Origin of the sequence: Methylophaga muralis (assembly GCF_001720165.1) — a bacterium.
Taxonomy (GTDB): Bacteria; Pseudomonadota; Gammaproteobacteria; order Nitrosococcales; family Methylophagaceae; genus Methylophaga; species Methylophaga muralis.
In genome coordinates, this window is sequence record NZ_MCRI01000079.1 from 1 (window position 1) to 2657 (window position 2657).

2 protein-coding genes are annotated in these 2657 nt (G+C 38.5%); one reads left to right on the plus strand and one right to left on the minus strand.

Annotated features, from left to right (window positions below; translation table 11 throughout):
* On the minus strand, positions 1-1015 hold a 1015-nt coding region (locus A9E74_RS13590; protein ID WP_069297133.1), incomplete at its 3' end, for an ArnT family glycosyltransferase.
* 84 nt (positions 1016-1099) lie between these two features.
* Here A9E74_RS13590 and A9E74_RS13595 point away from each other — a divergent pair.
* The gene (locus A9E74_RS13595; RefSeq protein WP_245652184.1) at positions 1100-2464 is read left to right on the plus strand and encodes a UbiA family prenyltransferase; all 1365 of its coding nucleotides are present in this window, start codon (positions 1100-1102) and stop codon (positions 2462-2464) included.
* Positions 2465-2657: the final 193 nt, after the last annotated feature.

Below are 2657 nucleotides of genomic sequence, written 5' to 3' on the forward strand. Positions count from 1 at the left end.
ATATCACAATAAATCCAAAAGCTGAGCTTATAAGTTTAAGCGGGAATACAGCTTTTTCAAATCCTTGCTGTTTTATTCCAGCAATGTTCCAATTCACACCGATATTTTCTGAGCGATAATAATCGACAAATCGTTTGGCTAATCTTTTTGCAAAGATTCCAGGCTCTTCTTTAATATGTTTAATCGCTTCGGATTTAAAATAATCTGCCCGTTCTGTTTCTGAGTCAAAATGTAGATCTTCGGGTAGAGGCATGTATTCACCGGTAGAGTCAGGATTGTTTCCCATCCAGAAGACTGGCCCACCATTGGTTGATATCAACACTACTTCGCCGAACAAGTTGTAGTTTCGGACAGCCCAGGGCGTAATCAAAATTGCCATTGTTAAGAGTGTTACCATGGTCGCGCTAAAGAATTGTTTGAAGTTAAATCCGCGTAAAAAACTCAATCCAATCAAGATAAATGGGATTAATAATGCAATTGGCCGAACGTAAGTGGCTGCTACAAAAAAAACAGAACCAAGCACCCAGTTCAAAAGGGTATTTTGTGTGGGGCGGTACCAGAAGAATAAGCCAAGTAATACAAATACATTAAAAATAGTCTCACTAGCTAAAATGGTCGTAAACTGAATTTGAGAGGGCCATATTGCGTATAGAATACCCACGATATATGCCGTGGGTTCATTAAACCAAAGCTTGGCTAATGACATCATTAATAATAGTGTGAGAATCCCTACGACAAGATTAAAAACTGTAATGGCATGGAATGATTCACCAAAAATGCTATAAAGCAGTGCATAAATTGCCGGCGTGCCAACAGGCCAATATGCAGTGAGATTTCCAGCAGGAAATGCATAGCCATTTCCATTACTAATACTCTTGGCAAATTCGTGATACATTACCGAATCAGAGAGCGGTACAACGGGGATCAACCACAGCCAAAGCAGGCGTAATGCTAATGCAACGAGAACGATATATAAGGTGTTTTTAGCATAAGTTGAAACCATTATATTTTTCATCACGTCGTTACGTCCCTGTCAAAATAAATTCAATCGTTTTATTGTAGACGTAAATTGATTAACGAGTAAAACAGAGAATCTAATATGATTGTCGATAAGGACATGTTGCCAATTTTTGTGGACCTGGATGGCACGCTTATTTATACAGACCTGCTATTAGAAGTCTGTTTAACGTTTTTAAAACAAAACCCATTGAATATTTTTTTATTAATTGGCTGGCTAGCGAAAGGGAAGGCTAATTTAAAACACAAACTTGCTGAGCGGGTGGACATTAATGCTGCCACACTTCCCTATAACCAGGACTTCTTGGGTTTTCTCAAAGAGCAACGTGAGCAAGGCAGAAAGTTATATTTGGCAACGGCCAGTCATCAAAAATATGCCGATGCCATCGCTGAGCATCTAGGGATTTTCGATGGCGTATTGGCGACTTCTGCCACGTTTAATATGAAAGGCGAGAATAAATTAAAACATTGCCTGGAAGTTTCACCGAAGTTTGCCTACGCTGGCAATGAGACATTTGATTTCTGCTTATTTGATAAGGCTGAAGAGTCATTTTTAGTCAATCCCACTGCTGCTGCGTTACGCTTATCAAAAAAGCGCCCTGTGACACGTATTTTTCATAACGAAAATAATACATTTAAGACGCTCCTAAAAGCCATGCGAGTCCATCAATGGCTTAAAAATATGCTTATTTTTGTGCCTGTTTTTGTTTCATCACTTTATCTTGATTTGGCTGTTTGGGGTGATGCAATAATTGGATTTTTTTTATTTTCATTACTAGCATCTGCCACCTATCTGCTTAATGATTTACTTGATATTGAAGCTGATAGAGTACACCCCAGAAAATGCCTAAGGCCCATTCCCTCTGGATTATTATCGATTAAACAAGCTGTATTGCTTGCTATGGGGTTATTTGTTGCGACATTGATTGGCTCGTTACTTTTCACCAATACCGCATTCCAATTATCGATCATGGCTTATCTTGCTTTAACGCTTTTATACACATTTGTCTTAAAGACTTATGTTATTGCTGACGTTATTTCACTGGCCAGTTTATTTACAATTCGTATCATCGCCGGAGCCATGATTATTGATGTCGTGCTCTCATTCTGGTTATTGGCGTTTTCGATGTTTACTTTTTTCAGTTTAGCTTTGGTCAAGCGCTGTGCTGAATTGAAATTATTATCAAAAGTGAATAAAGATAAAGCTAGTGGTAGAGATTATCAGGTGGAGGATTACTATCTGATGCAAAGCTTCGGTGTGACCTCTGCATTTATTTCTTTATTGCTTGTGGCATTTTATGTTCAGGTCTCCATGACTAATGAAGAATATTCATCACCGTTATTGTTATGGGCCTCGCTGCCTGCTTTTGCTTATTGGTTTTTACGAATGTGGCTAAAAACCAATCGAGGAGAAATGCATGATGATCCGATTGTTTTTTTCAATTAAAAATAAAGGAAGCTTGGCGACAATTAGCTTTATATTAATCATTACCTTATTGGCTAAACTCATATGAGTTATCTCACGCTTTTAATGATTTTGGTCAGTGTGATGTTGTCCGTTGCCGCTCAGTTATCTCTCAAAGCGGGGATGGGGCGTTTAATCTTACCGGACACTCTACTCTCGATAGAAAGTGTCTTTT